Here is a 21,897-nt window from a genome sequence, read left to right as displayed (position 1 = left end):
ATGTTAGTTTATTTGTAAATAGTCGTTTTGGGGTAATTTTTAGAGGTTGCCTATATTAAAAATGCCCGCTTGTAGCGGGCAAGATAAATGCATTATGAGTCTTTTTATTCCAATCGGTTCCAGAAATCGGTGTCCTGGTTGACGCCGCATTCCTTGGCGTAGTAAACGGGTTCCTTGCCTTGTTTGCGTTGTTCCGTATAGTTCTTGAGCGCCTTGATGGCAATCGGAGAAAGAATCAAGATGCACGGGATATTGACGACCACCATCAATGCCTGGCAGAGGTCCGCCGAATCCCACGCAAAGCCGGCGCTTGCAAGGGCGCCTGCAAACACGATAATAGAGGCGATGATTCTGAACACGGTCATGATGATTTTGCCCGGACGACGATTTATGATGAATCGCAGGCAGCCTTCGGTATAGTAGTAGTTGCCGATAAGCGTCGTGAAACCGAACAAAAGAATCGCCACCGTAATGAATACCGGGCCCAGTTCACCCAAAACGGAGTGGAGCGATGCCTGCACATACGGAATACCCGAAATTCCGCTAGAAGGGGTAACGCTTGTGGAAAGGCACATCAGGGCGGTCGCGGAGCAAATCACGATGGTGTCGATAAATACGGAAAGCGATTGCACCAGTCCCTGCTTGACCGGGTGCGAAACGCTTGCGCTGGCAGATGCGTTCGGGGCGGAACCCATACCGGCTTCGTTTGAATAAAGGCCGCGCTTGATACCGTACATAATGCAGCTTCCTGCAAAGCCGCCGGCACCCGCTTCAAACGAGAAGGCGTCCTTGAAAATGGTCATGAACATCGAGGGGATGTTGGTGAAATTGAACACGATAACGCCTAAGGCTACGATGATGTAGGTGACGCTCATGATGGAAACAAGGTAGCTCGTGATTTTCGTGAGTTTTTTGGCACCGCCGAACACACAAAGCGCAAATAGGATTGCAAGCCCTGCGCCTACGATAATGGGCGTCTTGGTTTCGCTATAAAAACTGTAGCCCGAAAAACTGGTCTGCACGTTATAAGAGGCCAGAAGATTGTAGCCGACCAGATAGGTGAGCAAAATGAACACCGAGAAAATGATACCGAGCCAGCGCTGTCCCAAAGCTGTCTGTATATAGTAAGAGGGACCGCCGTAAGAGTGGCCTGTCACCAGGTCTTCGCGCTTGTAAATCTGGGCGAGCGTCGATTCCACAAATGCCGATGCGCTGCCGATGACCGCAATCAGCCACATCCAGAAAACGGCACCGGGGCCGCCCATGCAAATCGCCGACGACACGCCCACGATATTTCCTGTGCCCACGCGGGATGCCGTGGAAACCATCAGGGCGCCAAAAGAAGAAATGCCGCTCCCCTGCACCGGTTTTTCGTTGAGGACTCGGAGCGTTTCAACGAACAGACGGATTTGCGGGAAACCCATGCGAATCGAAAGGAACAGGCCCGCCGCCACCAAAAACAAGGGCACGATAAAGGGCTGGTAGAGAAAGTCGCTGAGAGTCGTAATGACATTATGAAGGGGTTCTAGCATGGTCATCTCCTTTTATAATTGACAAAATAATAAAATGGCCCACGTTTGTGGGCCAAGTATCAAGGAGAAAGAACCTAGTGTGAGCAAGCCATAATCAGTAGAATTGCGAACACTATCGTGCCGAGGCAGCCGCTGCACATAATTTACCTTTTGTGGTTTCCGCGGCGGATGTAGTCGGCGTCCACGTTCTTTTTCCAGCTACGTTCGTTGATACGGTTATTGCGGATGTCGCTCATCAGGCAGCATTCCGCCATGTACATAGTTTTAATGCCTTCGCCGTCGTTTACGAAGTTTGCTGCGCGGCTTTCGTCAATACCGAAATTCCTGGCGGTTTCGATAGCGTCGATATTTGCACCGAGGAAAATGAACTCCCAGCCGTACTTTTCTTTCTGGCGTTGGATCATTTCCTTGACCCGTTCGGCGGTGTACTTGTGGCTCGAGTTTTCGTAGCCGTCGGTAGTGATGACGAAGATGGTCTTTTCGGGGCGGTCTTCGTCGCGGGCGTACTTGTGCACGTTTCCGATGTGGTGGATGGCGCCACCGATGGCGTCGAGGAGGGCGGTTCCGCCGCGGGCATAGTATTCTTTGTCGGTCAGGGGCTCGATGCGTGCAAGCGGAACCCGATCATGGAGTACTTCCATTTCAGTGTCAAAGAGAACGGTGGAGACGTATGCCTCGCCTGTTTCCTGCTTCTGCTTTTCGATGGTGCTGTTGAAGCCCCCGATGGTGTCCTTTTCGAGCCCGCTCATGGATCCGCTGCGGTCGAGGATGAATACGATTTCGGTGAGTCCCTGTTTCATGATTGCCTCCGTGCCGCTATGTGTGCGGCTTAGGTAATGGCGGCTGGCATTGCGCACTCGCGATTTTGCCTTCGCTGCCGGTTAACGGAAACAATTATAGATGCCGTAAAGGGCAAATTGGTCGCCTGGCAGGCGACATTTTAAAATGGCGTTTTTGAGCGAAATTCGGCAGTTATGCGCCGAGAGTCGGTTGCCCGAACTTGAAAAGCATACTATTGATTTCCCAGATGTCGTACTTTTCGCGTTCGATGAAGAATTTGACAATCAGGTCGCCCGTATTGGAGGGCGAAAGTGCAAATCCTGCGCGGGCAATCAGGTCTGCCGTTTCGTCGAGGTTCAGGTGCAGCGCAATGGCGAGTGCGAGTGCAGTCTTCTTGGTGGGCTTGTAATCCATGTTGCTGCGGATCTTGGAAAAATGCTTGCGGTCAAGATTCGCCTTCTTGTAGACATCGACATCGTCTAGGTTCTTTTCATGAATCAAGTGGAAAAGCTTGTTGCAGAAAGTTTCGCCCGGTTTCGCAAGAATGTCGTCAAGGGATTCGACGCATAGACATTTTGCTTTGTCACACAGTTTGTCTATGCTTTCTTCGATGTCGAGCTTAATGCAATCCCTTTCACGGTTTAGGTTGCCCCAGCTGTCGTTCCTGTTTTCATCCCATCGCTGCCTTACATAATCGTGGACGTCGTCATATTTGTCCTGTACATAATTGTCGTCAATGTAGGCGTGAATGTCGCTGTACAGGTCTTCTGAAACTTCGAATGACTTGCGGTCAAAAACGACCAGCTGTACGTCCATTTCGTTTGTCTGCAAAAACGTGCCGATGGCCTTTAATGCAATCTTCAGCGCACTGTCCTTGGGGAATTTGAACACGCCGCTTGAAATCAGTGGAAATGCGATCGTTTCGCAGCCGAGTTTCTTCGCCTTTTCGAGTGCGCCTGTGTAGCAGTTTTCAAGCGCGAGCGTTTCACCGGAAGCGCCGCCGTTCCACTTGGGTCCAACGGTGTGGATGATGTATTTTGCCTTCAAAGCGAATGCGGGGGTCACCGCGACTTCGGCGACATTCAATGCCCCGACTTTCTCACGTGCCGCAAGCAGTTCCGCGTGGCCAGCCGCCTGGTAAATATGGTATTCCGCGCCACCTCCGCAAATGGGGTTCTTGTTTGCGGAATTCACGATGGCGTCGGCCCTGACTTTGGTGATGTCGTTGCGTACAATTTTTAAAGGCATAGTAACAGTCCGGTTTGACCCTAATAATATACGAATATATAGTTAAAATGCCAAATTCGCGGAATTTATATATATTTGAATTGTACTTTTAACGGAAACTGGGTGTTATCTAGTATCCCTTGGTTTAATGAAAAATTATACCATCCGCACGGAACAACCGCGCGACTTTAAAATCGTTGAAAATCTTACCCGCGAAGGCTCCAAATAAACAGGCGTTGGAGTAATTCGGTGCCTTTTTTACAAAATTCGACATAAAAAAAATCCCTTTTCCTTCATTTATGTATATTTGTAAAACAAACTAACCCCCTCTCTACCTAGCGTTTTTATATGGCTATCAAGAAGAACGAACTCTACTCTTCTCTCTGGGAATCTTGTGACAAACTGCGCGGCGGCATGGACGCTAGCCAGTACAAGGACTACATTCTGACGCTCCTTTTTGTGAAGTACGTGACCGACAAGTTCAAGGGTCAGAAGTACGCTGATATCAACGTCCCGGCAGGCGGTAGTTTTGATGACCTCGTCGCGCTCAAGAACAACAAGGACATTGGCGAAAAGATGGACAAGGCCATCGCGAAACTCGCCGAAGCGAACAACTTGACAGGTGTCATCGACAACGCAAAGTTCTTCGATAATTCCAAGTTCGGTAACGGCAAGGACATGGTCGATACCTTGACCGGCCTCGTGTCCATCTTTGAACGCCCGGAATTTAATTTCAGCAACAACAAGGCGGGCGGCGACGACATTCTGGGCGATGCCTACGAATACCTGATGCGTAACTTCGCTACCGAAAGCGGCAAGAGCAAGGGACAGTTCTACACCCCGGCAGAAGTGAGCCGCATCTTGGCGAAAGTCATCGGCCTGGGGAAAGTCAAGAACAGAAACACGACCATTTACGACCCCGCGTGCGGTTCGGGCTCGCTCCTCATTCGCGCAGCCGACGAGGCTCCCTTCGACATCGCCATTTACGGTCAGGAAAAAGAAACCACGACGGCGGGCCTTGCAAAAATGAACTTGGTTCTTCACAACAAGGCAAGTGGCGAAATCAAGTCGGGCAACACGTTCTCGAACCCGCAATACCTGGACAACGGCGCACTGAAACGTTTCGACTTTGTGGTCGCGAATCCTCCGTTCTCGCTCAAGAACTGGACCGACGGCTTGCAGGAATTTGGCCGCTTCGACGGCTATGACGATCGCCCGCCCGAAAAGAACGGCGACTACGCCTGGCTTCTGCACATTCTCAAGTCGCTCAAGCCCACCGGCAAGGCGGCAGTGATTTTGCCCCACGGCGTGCTGTTCCGTGGCAACGCCGAAGAATCCCTCCGCAAGAACATCATCGACCGCGGCTACATCAAGGGCATTATCGGGCTCCCTGCGAACCTTTTCTACGGCACGGGCATTCCCGCCTGCATCATCGTGATGGACAAGGAAGACGCTGCCGAACGCCAGGGGATGGGCGGCGGCATCTTCATGATTGACGCAAGCCACGACTTCGTGAAAGACGGCCCCAAGAACCGCCTGCGCGAACGCGACATCCACAAGATTGTGCAGACCTTCGTGAACCGCATCGAAGACGATCCCAAGTACGCGCGCTTTGTCCCGATGGAAGAAATCAAGGTCAAGAACGGCTACAACCTGAACATCCCGCGTTACATCGACAGCGGCGACGCCGAAGACGAACAGTCCATCGACGCCCATCTGAACGGCGGCATCCCTGCGGGCGACGTAGATTCCTTAAAACGTTACTGGGATATTTTCCCGGGCCTCAAGAACAAACTCTTCAAGAAATTCCGTGCGGGCTATTACCAGCTCAAGGTAGAAAAAGACGAAATCCGCAGCGCAATCTTCAACGACGGAGAATTCAAGGCCTACGCAGAACAGATTGACAACGCCTTTGACACATGGCTCAAGAAGTCTTCCAAGAAGTTGATGAACATCGACGGCGCGGTAGATGTGAAGAAGTTTATCATAGAGCTCTCGGAATCGCTGATAAACGAATTTCGCCACATTGAACTCGTGGACTTTTACGACGTTTACCAGGTGCTGCTCGCCTACTGGCAAGAGACCATGAGCGACGACGTTTTCGTGCTCAAGTACGACGGCTACATGGCCGGTGCCGAAATCGTGAAAATCTTCAAGAAGGAATCCAAGAAGGATGATGGCAAGAAAAAGGCCGAACCCAAGGAAATTGGCTGGGAAGGCAAACTCTTGCCCAAGACCGTCATCGAACGCGTTTACTTTGCCAAGGAACAGGCCGAAATCGAACGTGCCGAACAAGTTGTTGCCGAAAGCGAATCCAGGCTCGAAGAATTCGTGGAAGAAAATAGCGGCGAAGGCAGCGTGCTGGCCGACTACGCCAAGGAAGAAAGTGAAGACCTGGACGCAAAGAAAATCGCCGCCAAGCTGAAGGAATTGAAAAAGCAGAAAACGACCGGCGAAGAATTTGAAGTGCTCGCCAAATACACCGAACTTGCCAACACCGCGAAAAATCAGGCAGGCATCGTCAAGGAACTGAACAAGGCCCTGGACGAATCCGTCAAGAACAAGTATGCCGAACTCACCGAAAAAGAAATCAAGGACCTACTCGTAAAACAGAAATGGAGCTTTGATATTTTCGAAGGAATCAAGAGCCTCTATGACACCACCAGCCACAAGATTGCAACCCGCGTGACCGAACTCGCCGACCGCTACGAAAACACGCTCCCTGACCTCGAAGCAACCGTCGCCGACTACGAAACCAAAGTCAAGGACCACCTCAAAGAAATGGGATTTGAAGTTTAGGAGGACGCATGGAAACGAGGATAATAAAACAGGACTTTAACCAAGTTTATTCAATAATCGATATCCATCGAAAGCGTGCCTTCCAAGTAATCAACAACAATTCCTTGCTGATTGCGTGGAACGTTGGTGGCTATGTCTCTGCAAAGATAAAATCGGCTGAATGGGGAAGTGGCGTTGTAACGGAACTGTCTGAATATTTGCGAACAAAAGACCCTAGCCTAAAGGGGTATAGCCGCAGGTCGATTTATAAAATGGTTCAGTTCTATGAAACCTATTCTGCACCAGGTTTTGCCACGCTTATGAGCAAACTTAAGCTGGCCGAAAAATTGGTTCTGCCCGCAAATATTGATAAAGACATAATTGTGCCGATTCAGTTGGCACAAATGGTGTTGCGATGGTTGCAGAATATAAGGAAAAATTGATTCCGCAAGAAATGTTGCAGAGAAGTTTGGAAGAATTTGTTAGTGCGATAGAGAAACAGTAAATGAAAGAAACGAAATTCAAACAGACCGAAGCGTGCCAGACGAAAGATTGTCATCCTGGAGCGAAGCGAAGAACCCAGGGCATTCCCACTCAGGTGTCATCCTGAGCGGAGTGTAACGGAGTCGAAGGATCTAGGGCTTAATTTATGAAAGAAACAAAATTTAAACAGACCGAACTCGGAATGATCCCAAGCGATTGGGAAGTGAAAAAAATTGGTGAACTTACAAATGTGCTAACGGGTTTCCCATTTCCTGGAAATACAATCCTTGAAAATGGAAATGTAAGATTACTTAGAGGGGTTAATATTACGGAAGGTCAAATTAGACACTCGGATGATATTGATCGTTTCTATTCTGGGAATATAGAGTCATTAAGAGAATACGCACTACGTGAAGACGATTTAGTCATAGGAATGGATGGCTCTAAAGTTGGAAAAAATTCTGCAATCATACATAAAAATGAAAGTGGTAATTTATTAGTTCAGCGAGTCGCTCGATTAAGAGTGAAAAATTCAAAACAACCGATATCGTATCTTTTTTATTTTATATCATCAAACAATTTTATCGCATATATTGATTCGTTAAAAACAAACTCGGCTATTCCTCATATTAGTCCTGCCGATATTAGAAATTATACGATTCCTTTACCATCAAAAATCGAAGAACAACAACGCATTGCAAACGCCCTCTCCGACGTTGACACCCTAATCGCGAACCTAGAAAAACTCATCGCCAAAAAGAAAAACATCAAACAAGGCGCAATGCAACAACTCCTCACCGGCAAGAAACGCCTCCCCGGATTCGCCCCAGACGAAAGAACGGGCTCACGCCCTACAGACGAAAGACGAAAGGCGTGTCATTCTGAGCGAAGCGCAAAGCGCGAAGTCGAAGAATCCAGTGGCTACAAAATGACCGAACTCGGATTGATACCCAGTGATTGGGAAGAGACCTATTTAGGAAATATTGGTCCTGTAAAAATGTGCAAGCGTGTAATGAAATATCAAACTTCAGAAAAGGGTGACATTCCCTTTTATAAAATAGGCACATTCGGAAAAAGTCCTGATGCATACATATCAAAAGATTTGTATCACTATTTGAAGAATAAATATTCATTCCCCCAGAAAGGAACAGTTTTAATTTCTGCTGCAGGAACAATCGGTAGAACTGTTGTTTATGATGGCAAGGATGCATTTTTTCAAGACTCTAATATCGTTTGGCTAGAAAATGATGAATCTGTTTTAACAAATCAATATCTTTACTATTTGTATCAAGTTGTTGAATGGAAAACGGAAAATGGTGGCGCAGTATCAAGATTGTATAATGACAATTTTAAGATTACTCCTATCGCAATTCCATCTTCCAAAGCCGAACAAACCGCCATCGCAAACGTCCTCAGCGACGTGGACACCGAAATCTCGGCCCTCGAAACCAAACTCGCAAAATACCGCACCCTCAAAACCGGCATGATGCAACAATTATTAACAGGAAAAATTAGACTTTTATAAGGGAGATATCTTTATGCATAGACAAGAAAATGGATCTGAAATCTGGAATGTTGAGCCTTGTTGTTTTGAACAAGACCATATAAAGAATGTTCAAGATAAATTGGTAAAGCGAATAAACGAGTCTTTTGAAGAATATTGTAAAGGCAATTTGCAGGAAATGATAGAAAAGTTAGATTCTGTTAAATTTTCGCTTAGAGATATTGCGTCCCATACAGTAGAAAATGCTAAGAATGTCTATGAGGCTGAAGCCCCATTATACAATGACATTTTTACTAAAGAACGTATGGAAGAAGAATCTTTTGATCGAAACACCTTCAAAAAAACGACATTGAAAAACAAGTGCCCTATTATACGACAAACATTACAGTCAAAGCAAAAAGGGCTAAAAAAGTTCAAGATAAAGTTCAATGAAGCTGACTGTAAAGAACTTTGGGAGAAAGTAAATAATATCGTAAATTTTGCTTTTGATTACAAAGGCGAAGAAAATGAAAGTAAGTATTTGAACATTTCTTCTTATGAAGATGTTGGTCTTGGCAGGCTTGATTCCGATGATTGTTCATTGTCCGGAGTTATTGGAGGCGGAATAAAAAGTCTAATCGCTTATATGCGTAACCCGCAGTGGTTCCCGAGTAGGAGCCGTAATGCGATTTGGGCCCTTTATTTTCTGACCGATAAAGATTCTTTTGGATGCCGAATGGATTCAGAATTTATAATGGTTAACATTCAAGAGAACCAGATTTCTCAAAATTACTTTTACCCATATTCTCTTTTCTCGTATTACGCACTGGTAACATACAAAACACTAAAGGAAAATTTCAATGCGTTGGGAATAGAACTAGATCAAAAATACAGGTATGCCTATGTAGATTCTTTCTTTGAATATATTGCAAAAAAGAATGAATATGATATTACGACGTTGCAATCAAGATTGAGCGAGGATTATGTATGATTTCTTATGAACAAATTCAGGAAAACTTTTCAAGGAATTTTCCTAATCAAAAATATTCCCTCTCAGATATTCAAAAAAAGTGTATAAAAAAAGTAGTGGAGGGCACGAGCACACTTTGCATAATGCCCACAGGAGGCGGAAAATCCTCTGTTTATTGGGTATCTGCAATGGAATTGGGAGGCTGTGCAATAGTAATTTTCCCGTTGATTGCTCTAATTGAAGAACAAAAAAGTAAGTTGGAGAAAGAAGGTGTTGAAGTTTTGGCATTGCATAGCGGTGTGAAAAATCAAATGCAGTTAATGCTAGACTTCGCACACAAAAAAATTAATCCTAGATTCATATTCGCAAGTCCCGAAAAGTTGGCATGCGATGGTTTGCTTGAATATTGCATAAAGCAACGAAAGGACGATATTCATTTAGTTGTGATAGATGAAGTTCATTGCGTGAGCCAATGGGGAGATAACTTTAGACCATTCTACAAGCGAATCCCAAATTTCCTTAATGATGTTTTTGGAGAGAAATGGCCTAAAATATTAGCCATGACGGCTACTTTAAATGCATATGAAATAAAAGATATTTGTGATTCCTTTAAAGTTTCCAAAAACAATATTTGTAAGGATAGAATTCTCTTTAGGCCAAACATCCACTTAGTCAAGGAAAAAATCTCCGATGAAAATACAAAGACCGAAAAACTATGGAGATTATTGTCTAGGCATAAGGGAGAAAAAACACTTGTATATGTGTATCGAAAATACTTCAAGAGAGGCGTTGTGGAACTTTCAGAGGACGCCATTGCTCATGGATTTAAGGCTACTGCATTCCATGGTGATATGGATGCACAAACAAGAATGGATATTGTTGAAAAATTCAAAAATAATGATATTGATGTTGTGTTTGCGACAAATGCGTTTGGAATGGGAATAGATATCCCTGATATAAGGGTAGTTATCCACTTCATGATACCGGAATCTCTAGAGCAGTACTATCAGGAAGTTGGTCGTTCTGCGAGAGATGGCAAAGATGCAAATGCCTATTTGCTTTATTCGGCAAAAAATATTGATATCAGAAGAAATTTTTTCATCAAGAACTCGTACCCAACACCGGATGAGTTGACAAAATGCTACAAGACGATATCGGATACAAATGGAGATTACGTTCCTTTAAATTTCCAAGATGATGAACTTTTAACAAGTTGTTTCCCGTATTTTATTGAAGCTGGTTTAATTGAATATGTATGCAAAGGTTTTTCTTCGTTCAGCGGATTAAAACAAATAAGTAATCCTGAATTAATGGCTATATACAAGAGTACTAGTACGCAAAATTTTGTTTTTACACTTTTTAAAAATAAGGATCTAACCCCCAAAAAACTCACTGAATTAGTGTATTCAAGCATTGTAAATGGACAAGCAAGTATAGGCAATACCATCGATAAATGTATCATTGTCAAAAAAAATAAGGATACCATTGAACAATCGGATTTGGATATAATCGCAGAATCAATAGAGAAAAAAATCAATTATAGAAACGGCTTGTTAGACCTGTTATTATTGATCTTAGAAAAATGCTCAAAATCTAACCAAATACATCAGGAAATTGGCAAATATTTGGGAATGAATAAGTTTGATTTGCCTTTGGTATATACAGCAAAAAATGGGATTCCGGTTCGCAGCATGTCGGAAGTCTTGATTGCAAATATGTTGTATGATGCAGGTATTCATTTTAATTACGAAGAGGAATTACACTATTCTGGCAAGCAAGCCATTATTCCTGACTTTACCATTAGGTGTGCACATGATAAAATTTTGTGCTGGGAACATGTTGGTATGTTGGGCGTTGAAGAATATGACGAAAATTGGGATAAGAAAACCAAAATTTATGATGAATTATCCCCGAACATCATTCTTGAAAAAACATATGATGGCGGATCGTTGTCAATCGTTGCCGCTGAATTAATTGAGAAAATTAAGAAAATGATATAGAGTGCAAAAAACTGGCAAACCGTAAAATTACCTTACTCCCCTTGCCAATTTTAGGGATATTAGGTACATAACACTTAAGCGCGTCATTCCATAGAAAGGAATGATGCGCTTTTGCTTTATTTGGCTTTGTCGCTTATTCGTGCTATTTCTTTTTACATGCGTCGTAAGCGGCTTGCTTTTCCGCAACACAACAACTGAATTCCGACATAAAAGATTCTGCTCCCTGGCGAATATCATCCAGAATTTCCTTGTGCGACATCTTGGAATGCCTTAGGGAATTATATTCGCGCAGTTTGCGGATGTCTTCTGTATCAAAGCGCTCGCTTAAGTTTGGGAATTTCATAGTCCAATTTCCAAATATGTTTTCAGGGTGGCGGCGACTCTAAGTTTTTTTGCATATTCTATGAGTTTCTCGATGTTCCTGTCGGTGCGATGTAGGTATGCTTTCAGGATTTCGGCACATACGTCCAGGCCGATTTTATTGCGGTATTTGATGGCGTCGCAGACAGAGCGTTCCAGGTCGGTAATGCGCACCTTGTGACCATGAACCTCCTCTGTCGTAGTTCCAAACTCCAGCAGATGATCTGACCAGTAGTAAAGCGATACGGGAGGGAATTCGGGCAATACGAGTTTGCGTTTGCGCGGGATGGCGATGCAAAATGCGGAGGGAATTTGCGTTGTCAGCTCGTAATGCTCCCATGCGGAATACATGCACAGCACGCCACCGGGCACCAAAACATCTATGTCAAGCATGGTATCTGCAAGCGCGGCTGGCTCCGCAAACACTCCGGGGCGCAGGCGAAGCAGCTCGCCGGACTGGACTTTTTGCAGGGCCTGGTGATACTGGTAAGCGCTCATGTTTTCGCGAACCATGAAGCCTTCGGTATTGCCAATTTCTTTTCCGTCGTATTTGGGCATGTCTCTAATATAATAAAATTACGGCAATTTTATAAATATGCCGTAGAAAAATTAACATTGTGGGGCGATTTTCGCTCTTTCCCTGCGTTTTGTTTGAATTTTGTCTGTTTTTAACATTGCGTTTTGTTGAAATCGCTGCTAAAAAGATGCGCAAAATAGGCTACGAAGGACATAAATCTTAGATAATTATATATTTATGTCGAGGTATCTATGAGACTGTCAGAAGTAACGTATCACAATTTTCGAGGATTTGAGGATAAGAAATTTTCCTTGGACAGTCCGCTAGTGCTTTTTGTCGGCGATAATGCCAAAGGCAAGACTAGCGCTTTAAGGGGTATTGCGTTAGCTTTATCGTCATGGGTGTCGGCATTTCCAGAAATTAAATCGCTTAAATATACATGGGATGATGTTCGGAAAGTCGCTGTTCGAGAAGGTGCTGAAATTCCGACATTTAATCCCAGTTCCGAATCATTTATAAATTGCATTGTGGTTGAAAAAAGAGGGCCATTTAATATTCCGATTCCCATTGATTGGACTCGTCAATATGGAAGCCACTCTAATAGCGATAATCTGAAAAAAGAAGCTAAAAAGTATTTGCTGTCTATCGAAAAAGAAAAACAAGTTGATTTACCTTATTTCGGTTTTTACGGAACGGGCCGCCTTTGGAATGTTGACAAACGATTAACTGAAAAAAAAGAAAAATCGGCAACACGCGATTCTCGCTACAAGGCGTATCAAGATGCTCTTGAGGCTTCTTCGACAGAAAAATTACTTCGCAAATGGATTGCCAAATTAAGGTTCGCCGAATTTACGGGAGGAAAACCATCTTCTGTTTTGGCTTCTGTGTGGACATGCCTAAAGAAAATTATTCCAGACGTATTGAATGTAGATTGGAATCCTAAGGAAGAAGATCTCGTTTTCGAATTTAAAGATGGAAAATCACTTCCACTGAGTAATTTGAGTGAAGGTCAAAGAATTGTTGCATCTTTGGTAACGGATTTGTGCATTCGCATTAGTTTGCTAAATCCTCACCTGAATGGGAATGCTCGCGAACTTACGTCAGGTGTTGTTTTAATTGACGAGATTGACTTGCATTTGCACCCGAAGTGGCAAAAGACGATTGTTCCTAATTTGGCGGAACTTTTCCCGAAAATTCAGTTTATCCTGACTTCGCATTCTCCGTTTATTATTCAGTCTTTAGAAGGGGTGAATGGGGCCAGGATAATCAATTTAGATGATGATGAATCGCCGTATGATTATTCTCGACAAACTTATAGAAGCGTCGAAGACATTGCTGAAAATGTAATGAATGTCGTTATGCCGCAACGTAGCGAACGTTACATGGCCATGAAAAAAGCGGCTAAGGAATTTTTTGACTTGTTAAAAGAAGTCTCGGCAAATGAAAATGCGAAAGAAGCGGCTAAGCGAAAATTAGATGAACTTGTCGCTAATTATGGTGCAGACAATCCTGCTTACGCAGCGTTCCTAGATTCCAAGGCTGAAACTGCAGGAGTCGTGTAAATGCGAAGTCTGCAAAGAAACCCATGGCCGAAAAATTCAGATGGAACCCCAAAAGCACCTGTGGAATACAAGTCGTTTTTGCCTGACTTAAAAGCGAATTTTGGAGGTTATTGCTGCTATTGCGAAACAAGAGTTCGAAAACCTGATATTGAACACGTCGCTCCAAAATCGTTGAATCCATCACAAGCTTGTGATTGGAATAATTTGCTGTTGGCTTGTCCGATTTGCAACCGTGATTACAAGAAAAATAAGAATCCGTCGCGCAACGATTATGTGTGGCCTGATATTGATGACACTTTTGATATGTACGAGTATCAAGGTGATGGATCGATGTTGGTAAATCAGAGTTCTCCAAAACGGAATGATGCACAAAATACCATTAATTTAATGCACTTAAATGCACCAATTGGAAAAAATGATGAAATCCGAACAATACGAACGGAACAATGGTATATTGCATCGGAGTTGTTAGAGGATTATAAAAACGGGGCGAAAACGACTAAACAGATTGAACGCATTGTCAAAAATGTTGTTGCAAACGGTTATTGGTCTGTATGGATGACAGTTTTCAAAGACCATCCTGAGGTAACAAAAAAGATTGCAGACGCATTCCCAGGAACGTTGCCCAAATACTGTACACAATCGGCAAATCCTTAAGGTGTTTTATGACCGAACCGAATATCAACATTCCCGAACGCAAGACGCAGGCGAAGGTAATCAAGTTCTTCAAGGACGAATTGCATTACGATTACCTGGGCAATTTGTGCGAAGTGGCAAATAAGAACATTCGCGATGATGATCTGTTTGCGTTCTTGGTGGGCCAGCAGCACTACTCGGAAACGGTTGCACGCAAGGCCATCGCCGATTTGCAACATGCGGCGGGCGACTTACAGCAAGGTTTATATTCTGCGAACAAGACGGTTTACAGTTTGCTGAAGTATTCGCACCCTGTTTCTGATGCGGATGGCGAAAATATCAGCGTCTATTACATTGATTTTAAAAATCCGGCCAACAACCATTTTGCCATTGCCGAAGAGGTGACGGTTAGCAGTTCTTTCGGTTCCAAGCGCCCGGACCTTGTCGTTTATATAAACGGCATTGCGGTTGCGGTGATTGAACTCAAGAAGAGTTCCGTTTCTGTTGCCGATGGTATTCGCCAGAACCTGACGAACCAGAAGCAGGAATTTATCGAGTCGTTCTTTACCACGATTCAGTATTGCTTGGCGGCAAACGAAAGCGAGGGTGTCCGCTACGGGACAATCGCCACGCCAGAGAAGAAGTACTTGACCTGGAAGCAAGAGGCGTTCCGCGAACGTTTGCAGGAACTGGACGACAACGATTTGATTATCGATGATAAGAGTTCGTCGTTTGACGGCGTTCTCTTCGAGAGTCTTTATTCGCTGTTCAACAAGGTCCGCTTCCTAGATTTGATTCATAACTTTATCATTTTTGATAATGGTGTAAAGAAGGTCTGCCGCTACAATCAGTATTACGCAATTCACCGCACGTACAACAGGGTTACCACGCAAAAGAAGGGCGGTATTGTATGGCACACGCAGGGTTCGGGCAAATCGCTCACGATGGTCTGGCTTGCCAAGCGCCTGTTGCTGAACAATCCGAGTCGCAGAATTTTGATTGTCACTGACCGCGACGAACTAGATGACCAAATAGAGCAGTTGTTCAAGGGTGTGGAAGAAAAGATTATTCGCACCAAGAGCGGTCGCGATTTGTTGAACCATTTGAATTCTACCGAAGGTGCCATCATTTGTTCGTTGGTTCACAAGTTCGGACGCCGTGGCGGTGAAGTTACTGACGGCGATTACGAAAAGTTCTTGAAAGAAATCAAGGATTCGCTGCCGCCGAACTTCAGCGTGAAAGGCGATTTCGTTGTATTCGTGGATGAGTGCCACCGCACACAATCGGGCAAGTTGCACAAGGCGATGACGGCTTTGATGCCTAAGGCGATTTTCGTGGGCTTTACCGGCACGCCGCTTTTGAAGAAAGACAAGAAGACGAGTCTGGAAGTTTTCGGAAGCTACATCCATACATACAAATTTGATGAAGGTGTGCGCGATCACGTGATTCTTGACTTGCGTTACGAAGGCCGCGATGTTCCACAAGATTTGCGCTCCCGTGAAAAGATTGATGAATGGTTTGATTTGAAAACGCGTGGCATGACGCCTGTCGCAAAGGCGAAACTGAAAGCCCGCTGGGCGAATATGCGCACGGTTTATTCGTCCTACGACCGCCTGAAAGCGATAGCGAACGACATCATCCTTGATTTTGCAAAGGACGCCCGTTTGGCGGAAGGTCGCGGGAATGTTATCCTTGTCGCGGATTCCATTTTTACGGCTTGCCGCTTCTACGAAATTTTTCAGGCATTGGGTTTTAAGAAATGTGCTATCATTTCTTCTTATACGCCGAATCCGGGCGATTTGCGTACCGATACGGTGAGCCTCGATGAAGACACGGAAACTTTCAGGAAATACCAGATTTACCTGAAGATGGTCGGAGTCGAAGAAGGCGACGATACTTCCCGCATCGACAAGAAGGTGGAAGCTTTTGAAAAGGAAGCCAAGCGCAAGTTCGTTGAAGAACCGGCTAACATGAAACTGCTCATTGTAGTCGATAAGCTGTTGACTGGTTTTGATGCTCCTCATTGCACATATCTGTATATCGACAAAAAGATGCAGGATCACGGCTTGTTCCAGGCAATTTGTCGCGTAAACCGTTTGGATGACGAGACAAAGCCTTTCGGTATCATCATTGACTACAAGGAACTTTTCGACGATGTGACCGACAGTATGAACAAATACACATCGGGTGCATTCGAAGGTTACGACGACAGCGATGTCGATGGCTTGATTAAGGACCGTGCGACTGAAGCCGAGAAATATTTCAACAAGATTCTTGAAGAAATCGAGACGCTTTGTGAAGACGTGAAGCCACCTAAGGAACAGTCGGACTACATTCACTTTTTCTGTGGCGAAAATATCAGTTGGTTGAACAATCCGGAAGAATTTGAGGCACTTGCCCGCCTGCGTGAACGATTCTATCCGTTGGCGAGTAGTTTGGCGCGCGCGTTTGCCGAGTTGAAATCGCAAATTTTGTCGTTGCCCTATACCGAAGCCGAATGGAACGATAAAGAAAAGCGCACCAATGATTACGTGAATTTGCGTCAGGTGATTATGCAGGCGAGTGGCGACTTTGTTGATTTGAAAGCTTGTGAACCCGACATGCGCCACCTTATTGACAATTACATTGCCGCTGGCGATTCGACAAAGATTATTGAATTTGACGACACGACTTTGCTGGATATCATTGAACTCTGCAAGTTTGATTTGACGGCAGGCAAAAAGAAGGTCCGCGAAAGCGCTGCCGAAAAAATCGAAAACAACATCCGCCGTAAAATCGTTGACCAGATAAATGTCAACCCTGCGTACTACAACAAAATGTCAGAAATTCTGGATCAGTTGATTGAAGAACGCAAGAACGGCCTGATTGAATACAAGAAGTTGCTGGAACGCTATATTGAGCTTGCCAAAAAGGTGAATTCTTCGGCGGCAAGCGAAGATTATCCGGCCTCTGTCAAGGGAAGTGCTGCAAAACGCGCAATTTATGACAACTGCGGAAATGATGAGAAATTGACGAATGCAATTTACAACGCCGTCATGAGTAGCATGCAGGCTGATTTCCGCAACAGCCCGGTGAAAATCAACAAGATTAAGCGTGCTCTTTCCGAGGTCTTGGACGATGATGCCGAAGTTGATCGCGTTTATGAACTCATCAGCAAGCAGAGCGAATTCTAATGCGGATGCAAGTGTCGGGCATTACAGTTGCCGTTACAAAAAAAGATATCAAGAACATTCACCTCTCGGTGATGCCGCCCAATGGCGATGTACGCATATCTGCGCCCTTGAAACTTTCGGACGAATCTATCAAGATTTTTGTACGCACCAAGGTTGCATGGATTAAGCGCCAACAAGAGAAATTTGCGAATCAGGCGCGCTTGAGCGAACGCGAATATGTTTCCGGCGAATCCATCTTTATTTTCGGTCGCCAGTATTATTTGCGTGTGCAACATGACCGCGTAAATGGATTAGTAATTGATGGGCAAAATGTGATTCTGACTGTTCGCAAAGCAAGCACCACACAACAGCGTGAAAACTACGTGAACGAAAAACTTCGTGAAATGCTTGTCGCCGAAATTGAAAAACGCTTGCCCGCATGGGAAAAGAAAATGCACCTAAAGTGCAACGGCTGGCAGACAAAAATTATGCAGAACAAGTGGGGCAGTTGCAACCCAGCAGGGAAACTTTGGTTCAATCTGCATTTGGCGCATACGCCCATCCGCTGCCTGGATTACGTGATACTGCACGAACTCCTTCACCTGAAAGTCCGCCACCACAACAAAGATTACATCGCACTGCTCGACAAGTACATGCCCTTCTGGCAAGAAGTCCGCAAAGAACTCAACGATTTTGTCCTCATGCCGATGAAATAGTCCTTCGTTCCTCCTTCATCCCAAAAAACTAACCCCTACCCCAATATCGCCTTGTATTCCTCAACTAGCCTTTCCAGCGATACGGCGCAGTTGGCGGGCGAGGTGGAGGGGAGCTTGATTGCGTCTATTCCGACGTCTTTGGCGCAGAATTTTTGGTACAGCTTGTGGGCGGTGGTGCCGGTGCAGAAGATGTGCGTGACTTTTGACTTTTTCACGAGGTCTTTTATGTTGTTCACAACGGGGTCTTCGATGCTCAAGTCGTTTGCGCCTACGATGGTGCAGCTGTCCAGAACGTCCCACAGGGCCACGTGATGCTTTTTGAGCATGGCCTTCTTTTGGGCGATGGTTTCGGGTGCGCCTTTGCCCGCTGCGATTTCGCTCAAGGTCGCCTCGCCGAGTACGGCAGCCATGACTTTCCAGAAGCGGTTTTGCGGGTGCCCGTAGTAGAATGCCATTTCGCGCGACTTGGGCGAGGGAATGGAGCCGAGCAGCAGCACGCGGGATTCGCGGTCGTATAGGGCCGGAAATTCGTGCGTCACGTGGGTGCGTTCGTTCCTGGTTCTCGAGGCTTTGCCTGTGGCTTTACTAGCGGACTTTTTCATAAAAACAAAAATACTATTTTTCATCGCATGAAAATCAAGATTTTATTTGTGTGCCACGGGAACATTTGCCGAAGCCCGATGGCTGAATTCGTGATGAAGAAATTGGTACGGGATTTGCCCGCCGCATTACCTGCCGAATTACAACAGGGGGCGGCGCAGTCTCAGCTGAAAAATGTAGAATTCGAAATCGCAAGTGCCGCGACGAGCACCGAAGAAATCGGGAATCCTGTTTACCCGCCGGTACGCCGTATGCTTGCCACGCATGGGATTGATTGCTCCGGTAAGACGGCACGCCAAATGACTGCGCGCGACTACGAGTATTACGACTACATCGTGCTCATGGACCGCAATAACCTGCGCAACCTCCGCTGGATTTTGCCTGCCGACGTGTACGCTCGTGAAGCGGAGGGCGCGGGCTTTCCCACTAAAAATCCGGTGCTCATTCCTACTAACAACCAGTCTCGCACATCCACTAAAAATCCCTCAAGTCACAAAGTTTCCCTCCTCATGGATTGGGTGGGCGAGTGCCGCGACGTGGCGGACCCTTGGTACACCGGTGACTTTCAGGCGACCTGGGACGACGTGAATGCGGGCTGCAGTGCGATGCTATCGAAAATTTTTGTATCTTGTCAAGAGGCATAACCGAGTTCATCTCTAAAAAAGGAGTTTTCCCGTGCGTAAGGATCTTGGAGTCAAGGCTTATCTCTACCCGCAGCCGACATTGGTCATTGCGACCTATAACGAGGACGGTTCTACGAATGCGATGGTAGCCGCTTGGGGCTCCGTTAGCGACACGAACCAGGTGGCCATTTACGTGGCGCATAGCCATAAGACCATGCCGAACATCCTTGCGCGCAAGGCGTTTACCGTGAGCATGGCGAACGAGAAGAACATCAAGGCCGTCGACTATCTGGGTGTCACCAGTGGCAACAAGGTGGCCGACAAGTTTGTCCATTCCGGCCTGACGTCTGTCAAGAGCGCCCATGTCGATGCTCCGCTGATTGCGGAACTTCCGCTCGCGCTGGAATGCAAGCTTGTAAGCTACGATGAAAATTCCGAACTCCTGCTCGGTGAAATCGTGAACGTGACCGCCGATGAATCGGTGCTCGACGAGAACGGAAAGCTCTCGGTTGAAAAGCTCGCCCCGGTCTGCTACGACTCCGCGGGCCACGGCTACTATGTAATGGAACGCCGCGTCGGCAATGCCTTCAGCGACGGAAAATTATTCGGCAACGCCTAATCGGGGGAGGGGGAATGAAGAAGATTAATGCTATTTTGAGTGTCGCCGCAGTTGTCTTGCTGGGCGCATGCGGCGGTACTTCCAGCTCTTCAAATGGTCCTGCAGAATCGGCTGCTGAAACTAGTTCTGCTGCAGAATCCAGCAGCTCCGTGGCTATAGTTCCAGAATCGAGCGCTGCAGAAAGTGCGCTGGAATCAAGTTCCGCTGTTGAGTCCGCTGCCGTCGAGCCCGTTGCTGACACGGCATGGAACAAGGCGAACCTTACGTGGTACATTTCCTGGCCGGATCCTGGCAGCGAAGAATGCGTGGTGTACAACGGCTGTGAATGGGCGGGCTACTTTGCAGGTCTACCGGACCAGCAGACCGAGGAATGGGTTAGCGAGCACAACATCATCTCCATTCACGAAAAGGACTGGGACAAGTACAAGCTGAAGACCTTCAGGTTGCGCCAGAATGGCCGCACCATCGATGCTACGGTTTACGACAAGTGCGCTGACAGCGACTGTGAAGGCTGCTGCACCCAGAACGCGGGCGAGCTCGGATTCCTGATTGACATCGAGAGCTATACCTGCGAGCGTCTTTCTGGCACCAAGGATGGCTGCGACGGCGTTGTGGAATGGACCTGCCTCGACTGCGAATAGTTTGGCTTTTGCGATATGAAAATTCAGGTACTGATTGACAATATCGCCGGCACGTGCGGCTCCCGCAAGCTCTTTGGCGAGTGGGGCCTCTCGGTGTATGTGGAATTCGAGGGCAAGCGCTACCTGCTTGACACGGGGGCGTCGCACCTGTTCGCCAAGAACGCTGGCGTGATGGGCGTGGACCTTTCGAAAGTGGACATCGGCATTTTGAGCCACGCGCATTTTGACCACAGCGATGGCATGGCCAGGTTCTTTGCGCTGAACAAGACTGCTCCTTTTTATTTGCGCAAGGGTGCGGGCGAAAACTGCTACCATGCGCACAAATTAATTGGCCGCTTCACGTACCACGAATACATCGGAATCCACAAGGGGTTCCTGAAACGCTTTGCCGACCGCATCCGCTTTGCCGAAGGCGACATGCAGATTGCGCCGAACGTGTACCTGGTTCCGCACAAGACGCCGGGCCTCTCCGCGATTGGCGAACGTGCGCATCTTTCGGTCAAGGAAAACGGCAAGTACTGCTACGACAGTTTCGATCACGAACAAAGTCTCGTATTCGACACGCCCAGGGGCCTGTTTGTCATGAACAGCTGCAGTCACGGCGGCGCGGACAATATCGTAAAGGAAATCGAGGCGACCTTCCCCGGCAAAAAAATCTACGCGCTTCTCGGCGGGTTCCACCTGTTCCGCTACAAGGACGAAGTGGTGTGGGCCTTTGCGGAGCGCCTGCGCGAACTGGATGTCCAGAAAATCTATACCGGGCACTGCACTGGTGACCGTGCGTTCAAGATCCTGCGCGAGGTCCTGGGCGATCGCGCCGAGCAGATGTTTACCGGAATGACGGTGGAAATCTAGGACAATATATAGGAAAAGGGCGGTCCCCCGCCAATAAATAAGCAGGCAGGTCCACTGGACCTGCCTATTTTGCACTAAATGGCGGGGTCGGGCTATATTACAAGGCCGTCTGCGGGGGCGAATGCCCCCGCACGCGGCTCTTGTAACGGACCAAATGGTCCGCCCGTCCGGGTCACTATCCCTCCCGCAAAAAAGATTTTTGTGGACAATATGTTGATAAAGTGGATATAATGTGGAATAAATCCCGTTATTTCGCGAAAAAGTGAAAAAAGTTGAAATTTTTCGCCAAAAACCCTTGACAACGGTCACGGAAAGTTCTATAATTGGCCTCACCCGCGAACGAGAGGGCTGAAGAGCCGAAAC

Annotated in this window: 19 protein-coding genes; 13 read left to right on the top strand and 6 right to left on the bottom strand. The window is 46.4% G+C overall.

The window, feature by feature from the left end:
* Positions 1-104 precede the first annotated feature (104 nt).
* The 3 genes from Q0P86_RS13655 to Q0P86_RS13645 all read right to left on the bottom strand — a co-directional run bounded on the left by Q0P86_RS13655 (position 105) and on the right by Q0P86_RS13645 (position 3,560).
* On the bottom strand, positions 105-1,532 hold the full coding sequence (locus tag Q0P86_RS13655) for a sodium:alanine symporter family protein (RefSeq protein WP_294986405.1): 1,428 nt from the start codon (positions 1,530-1,532) through the stop codon (positions 105-107).
* A 143-nt stretch (positions 1,533-1,675) separates the two neighbouring features.
* Positions 1,676-2,332, bottom strand: coding sequence for a hypothetical protein (locus Q0P86_RS13650; protein ID WP_294113782.1), 657 nt, complete (start codon positions 2,330-2,332; stop codon positions 1,676-1,678).
* 172 nt (positions 2,333-2,504) lie between these two features.
* Positions 2,505-3,560: a macro domain-containing protein gene (locus Q0P86_RS13645; protein ID WP_295040181.1), complete on the bottom strand. Its 1,056-nt coding sequence runs from the start codon at positions 3,558-3,560 to the stop codon at positions 2,505-2,507.
* A 327-nt stretch (positions 3,561-3,887) separates the two neighbouring features.
* Between Q0P86_RS13645 and Q0P86_RS13640 the strand changes: the two genes are divergently transcribed.
* From Q0P86_RS13640 to Q0P86_RS13620, 5 genes are all read left to right on the top strand, one after another.
* A complete protein-coding gene (locus Q0P86_RS13640) occupies positions 3,888-6,338 on the top strand; it encodes a class I SAM-dependent DNA methyltransferase (RefSeq protein WP_295040179.1) in 2,451 nt (816 codons plus the stop codon).
* An 8-nt stretch (positions 6,339-6,346) separates the two neighbouring features.
* Positions 6,347-6,760: a DUF1016 N-terminal domain-containing protein gene (locus Q0P86_RS13635; RefSeq protein WP_295040177.1), complete on the top strand. Its 414-nt coding sequence runs from the start codon at positions 6,347-6,349 to the stop codon at positions 6,758-6,760.
* Positions 6,761-6,966: 206 nt separating this feature from the next.
* Positions 6,967-8,325, top strand: coding sequence for a restriction endonuclease subunit S (locus tag Q0P86_RS13630; RefSeq protein ID WP_295040175.1), 1,359 nt, complete (start codon positions 6,967-6,969; stop codon positions 8,323-8,325).
* A gap of 13 nt (positions 8,326-8,338) precedes the next feature.
* Positions 8,339-9,274: a hypothetical protein gene (locus Q0P86_RS13625; protein ID WP_295040174.1), complete on the top strand. Its 936-nt coding sequence runs from the start codon at positions 8,339-8,341 to the stop codon at positions 9,272-9,274.
* Complete coding sequence (locus Q0P86_RS13620; RefSeq protein ID WP_295040172.1) at positions 9,271-11,253, top strand: RecQ family ATP-dependent DNA helicase; 1,983 nt, start codon at positions 9,271-9,273, stop codon at positions 11,251-11,253. The genes Q0P86_RS13625 and Q0P86_RS13620 overlap by 4 nt, the downstream gene beginning before the upstream one ends.
* Positions 11,254-11,395: 142 nt before the next feature.
* On the opposite strand, the gene Q0P86_RS13615 is transcribed toward Q0P86_RS13620, so the two are convergent.
* Both Q0P86_RS13615 and Q0P86_RS13610 read right to left on the bottom strand, forming a co-directional pair.
* On the bottom strand, positions 11,396-11,596 hold the full coding sequence (locus Q0P86_RS13615; RefSeq protein ID WP_295040170.1) for a hypothetical protein: 201 nt from the start codon (positions 11,594-11,596) through the stop codon (positions 11,396-11,398).
* Positions 11,593-12,171, bottom strand: a complete 579-nt coding sequence (locus Q0P86_RS13610; protein WP_295040168.1) for a hypothetical protein — start codon at positions 12,169-12,171, stop codon at positions 11,593-11,595. The genes Q0P86_RS13615 and Q0P86_RS13610 overlap by 4 nt, the downstream gene beginning before the upstream one ends.
* 210 nt (positions 12,172-12,381) lie before the next feature.
* Between Q0P86_RS13610 and Q0P86_RS13605 the strand changes: the two genes are divergently transcribed.
* The 4 genes from Q0P86_RS13605 to Q0P86_RS13590 are packed head-to-tail and all read left to right on the top strand — an operon-like array spanning position 12,382 to position 18,196.
* Positions 12,382-13,692: an AAA family ATPase gene (locus tag Q0P86_RS13605; protein WP_295040166.1), complete on the top strand. Its 1,311-nt coding sequence runs from the start codon at positions 12,382-12,384 to the stop codon at positions 13,690-13,692.
* Positions 13,693-14,349: a retron system putative HNH endonuclease gene (locus Q0P86_RS13600; protein ID WP_295040165.1), complete on the top strand. Its 657-nt coding sequence runs from the start codon at positions 13,693-13,695 to the stop codon at positions 14,347-14,349. It abuts the gene before it with no gap.
* A gap of 8 nt (positions 14,350-14,357) precedes the next feature.
* Complete coding sequence (locus Q0P86_RS13595; protein ID WP_295040163.1) at positions 14,358-17,501, top strand: type I restriction endonuclease subunit R; 3,144 nt, start codon at positions 14,358-14,360, stop codon at positions 17,499-17,501.
* Positions 17,501-18,196: a M48 family metallopeptidase gene (locus Q0P86_RS13590; RefSeq protein WP_295040161.1), complete on the top strand. Its 696-nt coding sequence runs from the start codon at positions 17,501-17,503 to the stop codon at positions 18,194-18,196. The genes Q0P86_RS13595 and Q0P86_RS13590 overlap by 1 nt, the downstream gene beginning before the upstream one ends.
* Before the next feature lie 35 nt (positions 18,197-18,231).
* Here Q0P86_RS13590 and Q0P86_RS13585 read toward each other — a convergent pair whose 3' ends face one another.
* Entirely contained in the window at positions 18,232-18,798 is a 567-nt protein-coding gene (locus tag Q0P86_RS13585; RefSeq protein WP_290995355.1) for a DNA-deoxyinosine glycosylase, read from the bottom strand.
* 27 nt (positions 18,799-18,825) lie between these two features.
* Here Q0P86_RS13585 and Q0P86_RS13580 point away from each other — a divergent pair, with 27 nt between their 5' ends.
* The 4 genes from Q0P86_RS13580 to Q0P86_RS13565 are packed head-to-tail and all read left to right on the top strand — an operon-like array spanning position 18,826 to position 21,534.
* Entirely contained in the window at positions 18,826-19,440 is a 615-nt protein-coding gene (locus Q0P86_RS13580) for a low molecular weight protein-tyrosine-phosphatase (RefSeq protein WP_295040159.1), read from the top strand.
* A 31-nt stretch (positions 19,441-19,471) separates the two neighbouring features.
* Complete coding sequence (locus tag Q0P86_RS13575; RefSeq protein WP_295040157.1) at positions 19,472-20,038, top strand: flavin reductase family protein; 567 nt, start codon at positions 19,472-19,474, stop codon at positions 20,036-20,038.
* Between the two features lie 14 nt (positions 20,039-20,052).
* Entirely contained in the window at positions 20,053-20,679 is a 627-nt protein-coding gene (locus Q0P86_RS13570; protein ID WP_290995351.1) for a hypothetical protein, read from the top strand.
* Between the two features lie 15 nt (positions 20,680-20,694).
* Positions 20,695-21,534: an MBL fold metallo-hydrolase gene (locus tag Q0P86_RS13565; RefSeq protein ID WP_295040155.1), complete on the top strand. Its 840-nt coding sequence runs from the start codon at positions 20,695-20,697 to the stop codon at positions 21,532-21,534.
* The last annotated feature ends 363 nt before the right edge of the window (positions 21,535-21,897 follow it).

It is taken from the genome of uncultured Fibrobacter sp. (assembly GCF_946062555.1).
Classification (GTDB): Bacteria; Fibrobacterota; Fibrobacteria; order Fibrobacterales; family Fibrobacteraceae; genus Fibrobacter.
Note: the sequence above shows the minus strand (reverse complement) of the source record. Positions and strands in the feature narration are given on the sequence as shown.

What these genes read in the sequence shown, in the direction of transcription:
- Q0P86_RS13655 (WP_294986405.1), bottom strand. Translation starts at nt 1,532, where the DNA reads ATGCTAGAACCCCTTCATAATGTCATTACGACTCTCAGCGACTTTCTC.
- Q0P86_RS13650 (WP_294113782.1), bottom strand. Translation starts at nt 2,332, where the DNA reads ATGAAACAGGGACTCACCGAAATCGTATTCATCCTCGACCGCAGCGGA.
- Q0P86_RS13645 (WP_295040181.1), bottom strand. Translation starts at nt 3,560, where the DNA reads ATGCCTTTAAAAATTGTACGCAACGACATCACCAAAGTCAGGGCCGAC.
- Q0P86_RS13640 (WP_295040179.1), top strand. Translation starts at nt 3,888, where the DNA reads ATGGCTATCAAGAAGAACGAACTCTACTCTTCTCTCTGGGAATCTTGT.
- Q0P86_RS13635 (WP_295040177.1), top strand. Translation starts at nt 6,347, where the DNA reads ATGGAAACGAGGATAATAAAACAGGACTTTAACCAAGTTTATTCAATA.
- Q0P86_RS13630 (WP_295040175.1), top strand. Translation starts at nt 6,967, where the DNA reads ATGAAAGAAACAAAATTTAAACAGACCGAACTCGGAATGATCCCAAGC.
- Q0P86_RS13625 (WP_295040174.1), top strand. Translation starts at nt 8,339, where the DNA reads ATGCATAGACAAGAAAATGGATCTGAAATCTGGAATGTTGAGCCTTGT.
- Q0P86_RS13620 (WP_295040172.1), top strand. Translation starts at nt 9,271, where the DNA reads ATGATTTCTTATGAACAAATTCAGGAAAACTTTTCAAGGAATTTTCCT.
- Q0P86_RS13615 (WP_295040170.1), bottom strand. Translation starts at nt 11,596, where the DNA reads ATGAAATTCCCAAACTTAAGCGAGCGCTTTGATACAGAAGACATCCGC.
- Q0P86_RS13610 (WP_295040168.1), bottom strand. Translation starts at nt 12,171, where the DNA reads ATGCCCAAATACGACGGAAAAGAAATTGGCAATACCGAAGGCTTCATG.
- Q0P86_RS13605 (WP_295040166.1), top strand. Translation starts at nt 12,382, where the DNA reads ATGAGACTGTCAGAAGTAACGTATCACAATTTTCGAGGATTTGAGGAT.
- Q0P86_RS13600 (WP_295040165.1), top strand. Translation starts at nt 13,693, where the DNA reads ATGCGAAGTCTGCAAAGAAACCCATGGCCGAAAAATTCAGATGGAACC.
- Q0P86_RS13595 (WP_295040163.1), top strand. Translation starts at nt 14,358, where the DNA reads ATGACCGAACCGAATATCAACATTCCCGAACGCAAGACGCAGGCGAAG.
- Q0P86_RS13590 (WP_295040161.1), top strand. Translation starts at nt 17,501, where the DNA reads ATGCGGATGCAAGTGTCGGGCATTACAGTTGCCGTTACAAAAAAAGAT.
- Q0P86_RS13585 (WP_290995355.1), bottom strand. Translation starts at nt 18,798, where the DNA reads ATGAAAAAGTCCGCTAGTAAAGCCACAGGCAAAGCCTCGAGAACCAGG.
- Q0P86_RS13580 (WP_295040159.1), top strand. Translation starts at nt 18,826, where the DNA reads ATGAAAATCAAGATTTTATTTGTGTGCCACGGGAACATTTGCCGAAGC.
- Q0P86_RS13570 (WP_290995351.1), top strand. Translation starts at nt 20,053, where the DNA reads ATGAAGAAGATTAATGCTATTTTGAGTGTCGCCGCAGTTGTCTTGCTG.
- Q0P86_RS13565 (WP_295040155.1), top strand. Translation starts at nt 20,695, where the DNA reads ATGAAAATTCAGGTACTGATTGACAATATCGCCGGCACGTGCGGCTCC.